The 6,949-nt window shown below is 75.8% G+C and carries 6 protein-coding genes and 1 pseudogene; all 7 read left to right on the forward strand.

Annotation, left to right across the window (positions count from 1 at the left end):
• Positions 1–45: 45 nt before the first annotated feature.
• Positions 46–1,563 carry a GTPase ObgE gene (gene obgE, locus ACFQ80_RS22240; RefSeq protein ID WP_430550176.1) on the forward strand — a complete coding sequence of 506 codons (1,518 nt, stop codon included), beginning with the start codon at positions 46–48 and terminating at the stop codon, positions 1,561–1,563.
• A gap of 25 nt (positions 1,564–1,588) precedes the next feature.
• Positions 1,589–2,719, forward strand: a complete 1,131-nt coding sequence (gene proB, locus ACFQ80_RS22245) for a glutamate 5-kinase (protein WP_430565174.1) — start codon at positions 1,589–1,591, stop codon at positions 2,717–2,719.
• An 81-nt stretch (positions 2,720–2,800) separates the two neighbouring features.
• Positions 2,801–4,270 (forward strand): hypothetical protein, encoded by a 1,470-nt coding sequence (locus ACFQ80_RS22250; RefSeq protein ID WP_430565175.1) that lies wholly within the window; start codon positions 2,801–2,803, stop codon positions 4,268–4,270.
• A gap of 43 nt (positions 4,271–4,313) precedes the next feature.
• A complete protein-coding gene (locus tag ACFQ80_RS22255) occupies positions 4,314–5,642 on the forward strand; it encodes a glutamate-5-semialdehyde dehydrogenase (protein ID WP_430565176.1) in 1,329 nt (442 codons plus the stop codon).
• 61 nt (positions 5,643–5,703) lie between these two features.
• Positions 5,704–5,856 (forward strand): hypothetical protein, encoded by a 153-nt coding sequence (locus ACFQ80_RS22260; RefSeq protein ID WP_429764031.1) that lies wholly within the window; start codon positions 5,704–5,706, stop codon positions 5,854–5,856.
• A gap of 64 nt (positions 5,857–5,920) precedes the next feature.
• Entirely contained in the window at positions 5,921–6,493 is a 573-nt protein-coding gene (gene nadD / locus ACFQ80_RS22265) for a nicotinate-nucleotide adenylyltransferase (protein ID WP_430550379.1), read from the forward strand.
• Positions 6,486–6,949, forward strand: a pseudogene (locus ACFQ80_RS22270) (hypothetical protein); the annotation flags it as partial. The gene nadD and the pseudogene ACFQ80_RS22270, both read left to right, overlap by 8 nt.

Below are 6,949 nucleotides of genomic sequence, written 5' to 3' on the forward strand. Positions count from 1 at the left end.
CCGTCGCGGTGCGCCCCTCGTCGCTTTGCCTGAGAGGATCTGACCATGGCCAGCTTCGTCGATCGCGTGGTGCTGCACGCCGTGGGCGGTGACGGCGGCCACGGCGTCGCGTCGATCCGCCGCGAGAAGTTCAAGCCCCTCGCGGGGCCCGACGGCGGCAACGGCGGCGACGGCGGCACCGTGAAGCTCGTCGTGGACCCGCAGACGACGACGCTGCTCGAGTACCACCACTCCCCGCACCGCCGTGCGACCAGCGGCACGCAGGGCATGGGCGACGACCGTGACGGCGCCAACGGCGGCGACCTCGTGCTCGCCGTCCCCGACGGCACCGTCGTCAAGGACCGCGACGGGAACGTGCTCGCCGACCTGGTGGGCGCGGGCGCGGAGTACGTCGTCGCGCAGGGTGGCCGCGGCGGGCTGGGCAACCGCGCGCTGGCGTCCCCGAGGCGCAAGGCCCCGGGCTTCGCGCTCCTCGGCGAGCCGGGGGAGGAGCACGAGGTCGTCCTCGAGCTCAAGTCGATCGCCGACGTCGCCCTCGTCGGGTACCCGAGCGCCGGCAAGTCCTCGCTGGTCGCGGCGATCTCCGCCGCGCGGCCCAAGATCGCGGACTACCCGTTCACGACGCTCATCCCCAACCTCGGCGTCGTGCAGGCGGGCGACACCCGTTACACCGTGGCCGACGTCCCCGGCCTCATCCCCGGCGCCAGCGAGGGCAAGGGCCTCGGGCTGGAGTTCCTGCGCCACGTCGAGCGCACCGCCGTGCTGGTGCACGTGCTCGACTGCGCCACCCTCGAGCCGGGCCGGGACCCGCTCAGCGACCTGGACGTCATCGAGGCCGAGCTGGCGGCGTACGCCGGCGACCTCGGCATCGAGGGCGGCCGGGTGCCGCTCACCGAGCGCCCGCGCCTCGTCGTCCTCAACAAGATCGACGTCCCCGAGGCCCGCGAGCTCGCCGAGCTGGTGCGCCCCGACCTCGAGGCACGCGGCCTGCGGGTCTTCGAGGTGTCCACCGCCAGCCACGAGGGGCTGCGGCCGCTCACCTTCGCGCTGGGCGAGCTCGTGGAGCGCGCCCGTGCGGCCGCCCCCGCGCCGGAGCCGACGCGCGTCGTGCTGCGCCCGCGCGCCGTCGACGAGGCGGGCTTCACCGTGACGGCCAAGCGGGAGCACGAGGGCGTCTACTACGAGGTGCGCGGCTCCAAGCCCGAGCGCTGGGTGCGGCAGACCGACTTCAACAACGACGAGGCCGTCGGCTTCCTCGCCGACCGGCTCGCCAAGCTGGGCGTCGAGGACCGGCTCCTCAAGGCCGGCGCCGTCGCGGGCGACGAGGTGCGCATCGGCGACCCCACGAACGCCGTCGTCTTCGACTGGGAGCCCACGCTCTCCACCGGCCCGGAGCTGCTGGGCGCGCGCGGCACCGACCTGCGCCTCGACGAGAGCGACCGCCCGACCCGCGGTGACAAGCGCCGCGAGCACCAGGAGCGCATGGACGCCAAGACCGAGGCGCGCCGCGAGCTGTGGACGGAGCGTCAGTCGGGTCACTGGACGGACCCCGACGACGACTGACCGCCGATCCGGCGAGAATGCACGGGTGAACGCCGCCACCTCCCGCACCAGCCTGCCGGACGCCCGCCGCGTCGTCGTCAAGATCGGTTCGTCGTCGCTCACCGGCCCGGACGGGCACCTGGACCTGGCGGCGCTGCGTGCGCTCGTCGACGTGCTGGCGGCGCGGGTGGCGGGCGGCGCCCAGGTGGTGCTCGTCTCCTCCGGCGCGATCGCGGCCGGCATCGGGCCGCTCGGCCTGAGCGCCCGGCCCCGCGACGTCGCCACCATGCAGGCCGCGGCCATGCTGGGCCAGGGTCAGCTGGTGGCCCGGTACACCGAGGCGTTCGCCGCGCACGGGCTGCAGATCGGGCAGGTGCTGCTCACCGCGGAGGACACGGTGCGGCGGTCGCGGTACCGCAACGCGCAGCGCTCCCTGGAGCGGCTGCTGGCGCTCGGCGTCGTGCCGGTCGTCAACGAGAACGACGCCGTGACCACCGACGAGCTGACCTTCGGCGACAACGACCGCCTCGCGGCCCTCGTCTCGCACCTCGTGCGCGCCGACGCGATGGTGCTGCTCACCGACGTGGACGGCCTGCACGACGCGCCCCCGTCGCGCCCCGGCGCCCGGCGCATCCCGCACGTGGCGGACCTGGCGGACCTCTCCGGGGTCGAGGTCACCGCGCGGGGGAGCGCGGTCGGCACGGGCGGCATGGTCACCAAGCTCGAGTCGGCCCGGATCGCGACCGGCGCCGGCGTGCCGGTCGTGCTGACCAGCGCGCGGAACGTCGCGGCCGCGCTGGCGGGCGAGGACGTCGGCACGTTCTTCGCGGTCACCGGCCGGCGCACGACGGCGCGCCGGCTGTGGATCGCGCACGCGGCCCAGGCGCACGGCAGGCTCCACCTCGACGACGGCGCGGCGCGGGCGGTGCTCGGTGGCCGCGCGTCGCTGCTGCCCGCGGGCGTCACGCGCGTCGAGGGGACGTTCGAGGCGGGCGACCCGGTGGAGCTGGTCGCGCCGGACGGCGCGGTCGTGGCGCGCGGGCTCGTCGCGTTCGACTCCGGCGAGCTCCCGGGCCTGCTGGGCCGCTCGACGTTCGACCTGCGGGCCGAGCTCGGGGAGGGGTACGACCGCGAGGTCGTGCACCGCGACGACCTGGTGCTCGAGCACCGGCGATGAGTTCGCCGGCCCACGGGCGTCGGTAGGGGCACGGGCGCGCACCGGGCGCGTCACGACCCGCCACCGACACAGGAGGCCGGCATGCGCCGTCATCTCCACGCCCCCGACCACGCCCCCACGCACGCCCGCACGCACGCCGCCGGCCGCGCCCTGGCGGCGGCGCTCACCGCCGTCGCCGTCGCGGCGGCCCTCGTCGTCGCGCCGTCGGCCGCGGCGTCCGACCGGGACCCGACGGAGTACACCGGCGAGCTGGCCGGGGCGCGCTACCGCGTGCTGGTCCCGGACGACTGGAACGGCACCCTGCTGCTGTTCAGCCACGGGCACTACCCGTCCGAGTTCTTCGGAGGCTTCCCCGCGCCGCACCTGCTGGGCAACCAGGAGCTGAGCGAGGAGACGCTCACCGACCACGGGTACGCCCTCGCGGGCTCGCTCTTCCAGGGCGAGGGCCTCGACTTCACCGTGCCCACGGCCGTGGCGGACCAGTCGCGGCTGCTCGACTGGTTCGAGGCGACCGTCGGCGAGCCGGACCGCACCCTCACCTACGGGCAGTCGATGGGAGCCGTCACGGCGGTGAAGCACGCCGAGGCGGAGCCCGACCGGATCGACGGCGTGCTCACCGTCGGCGGCGTCCTGGACTGGGTGGGCCAGCTCGACGCGATCCTCGACATGAACCTCGCGACCCGCGTGCTGCTCACCGACGGCACCGACGCCCACGGCAACCCGATCGAGCTCGTGGACGCGGCGGACCCGCAGGCCAGCCGCGACGCCCTGGTCGCCGCCCTCACTGCGGCGGCGGAGTCGCCCGAGGGGCGGGCGCGGATCTCGCTCATCGCCTCCCTCAACACCGTGACCGGGTGGTACTGGATGAACGAGCCACGCCCCGAGGACCCCGAGGCGTGGGCCCGCGGGCAGGCCCAGTGGCTGGTCGGGGCGTACACGCTGGGCCTGGGGCCGAGCGCCCGGGTGCACCTCGAGGAGACGCTGGGCGGCAACCCCAGCAGCACCGACCTCACCCGGCTGCGGGCGCGGCTCGCGCGGTCCGGCGACGGCGCCGGCGTGCGGGCGGCGTACGCCGCGGCGGGGCTCGACCTGCGCGCTGACCTGGCCGCACTGGAGTCGGCCGTCCCGATCGTGGCGGACCCGGCCGCCCGGGCGGTGATGGTGGCCCACCGGCCGGAGGGCACGACGCCGTCGCCGGTGCTCACCCTGCACACGACCGGCGACGGCGGCGCACCGCCGTCGGCAGAGCGGTCCTTCGCCCGGCGCGTGGCCGAGGTCGGCCACCCGGACCGGTTCCGGAGCCTGTACGTCGAGCGGGGGGCGCACCTGTCCGTGAGCCTGGGGGAGGAGCTCGTCGCCCTGCGCACGCTGGAGCGGCGCGTCGACACCGGCCGGTGGCCCTCGCTCGCCCCGCGGACGCTGGACCGCGCGGCGGACGCGCTCGGCCCGGACTACCGCGCCACGTTCGAGGTGGTCACCCAGCAGACCGTCGACCACGCCCCGGCGTTCACCCGGTTCGTGCCGCCGCCCGCGTCCCGTCCCTCCTGGTGAGAGGGGCCTGCCGCCGCGCGCGCCACCGTCGTACTCTCGGGGGATGACCACGACCCTCACCGAGGACCTGACCGCGGGCGGCTCGGGAGCCGGCACGGCGGGCGACGACGTCACGGCCGCCGTGCGCGACGTCGCGCGGCGGTCCCAGGTCGCGTCGCGGACGCTCGCGACCGCCACCAGGGCCACGAAGGACGCCGCGCTGCACGCGCTGGCCGACGCGCTCGAGGCCGCGGCCGGCGAGATCGTCACGGCGAACGCCGACGACCTCGCCCGCGGGCGGGAGCGCGGCCTGAGCGACGGGCTGCTCGACCGGCTGGCGCTCACGCCGGCGCGGATCGGCGCCATCGCCGGCGCGCTGCGCGAGCTCGCCGGCCTGCCGGACCCGGTCGGCGAGGTGGTGCGCGGCCAGACGCTGCCGAACGGCCTGCGCCTGCGCCAGCTGCGCGTGCCGATGGGCGTGGTCGGCATGATCTACGAGGCGCGGCCCAACGTCACGGTCGACGCCGCGGGCCTCGCGCTGAAGTCCGGCAACGCGGTGATCCTGCGCGGCGGCAGCGCTGCGGCGTCGTCCAACGCGGTGGTCGTCGACGTGCTGCGCCGTGCGCTGGAGGCCCAGGGCCTGCCCGCCGACCTCGTGCAGACCATCGACGCGTACGGGCGCCCCGGCGGCGTCGCGCTCATGCAGGCGCGGGGGCTGGTCGACGTGCTCGTCCCGCGCGGCGGGGCCGACCTCATCCGCACGGTCGTCGAGTCGTCGACCGTGCCGGTCATCGAGACCGGGGTCGGCAACGTGCACGTGTACGTGGACGCCACGGCCGACGTGGCGAACGCCGTCGAGATCGTCATGAACGCCAAGACGCAGCGGGTCGGGGTGTGCAACGCGGCCGAGACGCTGCTGGTGCACGCCGACGCCGCCGAGGCCTTCCTCCCCGCGGCGCTCGCGGCGCTCGGCGGGGCGGGCGTGGTGCTGCACGGCGACGCCCGCGCGGTGGCCCTGGCGCCCGAGTCGGTGGAGGTGCTCCCCGCGACCGACGCGGACTGGGCCACCGAGTACCTCGCCCTCGAGCTCGCCGTCCGGGTCGTGGACTCGCTCGACGACGCGATCGAGCACATCCGCACCTGGTCGTCGGGGCACACCGAGGCGATCCTCACCCGCGACCTGGCCGCCTCCGAGCGCTTCGTCGCCGAGGTCGACTCGGCCGCCGTCATGGTGAACGCCTCGACGCGCTTCACCGACGGCGGCGAGCTGGGCCTGGGCGCCGAGATCGGCATCTCCACGCAGAAGCTGCACGCGCGCGGGCCCATGGGCCTGGCCGAGCTCACGACCACCAAGTGGGTCGTGCACGGCGACGGGCACGTCCGGCCCGCGTGAGAGACTGACCCCCGAACCTGCCCGAAGCGACCCGTCGCACACCCACGCACAGGAGGAACCCGTGCTGCACACCGCCGTCCAGGTGGCCCAGGAGGCCGCCGAGCACGCCGAGACCATCTCCCCGATCGCGATGGGTCTCCTCGCGTTCGGTGGCCTGGTCGCCGCGCTCGTGGTGACGTACGCCTTCCGCAACGTGTCCAACCGCCACCACTGACGGCCCCCGTCCGGTCAGCGTGAACGAGCCGTCGTCGCAGCCGCGCCGTCCGCGCCTGGGCGTGATGGGCGGCACCTTCGACCCCATCCACCACGGGCACCTGGTCGCCGCCAGCGAGGCGGCGGCACTGCTCGACCTCGACGAGGTCGTCTTCGTGCCCACGGGCAAGCCGACCTTCAAGCAGCACCAGCAGGTGTCCCCGGCCGAGCACCGCTACCTGATGACGGTGATCGCGACGGCGTCGAACCCCCGGTTCACGGTGAGCCGGGTCGACATCGACCGTCCGGGGCTCACCTACACCGTCGACACGCTGCGGGACCTGCACGAGCAACGACCCGACGCCGACCTGTTCTTCATCAGCGGCGCCGACGCGATCGAGCAGATCCTGACCTGGAAGGATGCCGCGCTCCTGTGGGAGATGGCACACTTCGTGGCTGTCACGCGGCCGGGGCACCAGCTCATGGTGGACGGCCTGCCCCACGACGGGGTCACGACGCTGGAGGTCCCGGCGCTGGCGATCTCGTCGAGCGACTGCCGTCGCCGGGCGCAGGCCGGCCAACCGGTGTGGTACCTGGTGCCGGACGGCGTGGTCCAGTACATCGCCAAGCACGGTCTGTATCGAGGTCTCGATGAGTGACAACAACCCGTCCCGCCCGCTGACCCGTCGCGAGATCCGCGAGCGGGAGCAGGCCGCCGCCGCCGCGCAGGCGAACGCCGGTCCGCCGGCGCCGTCCGGGCCGGAGTACGGCGCGCCCGCCGCGGCGAGGTCGCCGTACGCCCCGCCCCCCGGGCAGGCGCCCGCGCCGCGCTTCTCCGCGCCGGCGACCAGCGCGCCGTCGCGGCGCTCGCTCCGCGAGCAGAGCCCGGCGCCCGCCGCCCCGGCCCCCGCGCCGATGGTGCGGCCGCCGTCCACCTCCGCCGGGGTGCGCGGGCTGGACGAGACCGGTCGCCTGGCCCCGATCCAGCGCCCCACCGGCGAGATGTCGCGCGCCGTCGCCCCGACGCCCCCGGTGCGCCCCGCGCCGCCGGCCGGCGCCCCGACCGCGCCGCCCGCGCGCCCCTCGACCCGCCGCGACCAGGGTGCCGCCGCGGC

Source organism: Isoptericola sp. NPDC056578 (assembly GCF_042793275.1).
Lineage (GTDB): Bacteria > Actinomycetota > Actinomycetes > Actinomycetales > Cellulomonadaceae > Isoptericola.

Bases quoted from the DNA above. Each gene is read 5' to 3' on its own strand.
- nadD (WP_430550379.1), top strand. From the start codon at position 5,921: ATGGGCGGCACCTTCGACCCCATCCACCACGGGCACCTGGTCGCCGCC.
- obgE (WP_430550176.1), top strand. From the start codon at position 46: ATGGCCAGCTTCGTCGATCGCGTGGTGCTGCACGCCGTGGGCGGTGAC.
- ACFQ80_RS22255 (WP_430565176.1), top strand. From the start codon at position 4,314: ATGACCACGACCCTCACCGAGGACCTGACCGCGGGCGGCTCGGGAGCC.
- ACFQ80_RS22250 (WP_430565175.1), top strand. From the start codon at position 2,801: ATGCGCCGTCATCTCCACGCCCCCGACCACGCCCCCACGCACGCCCGC.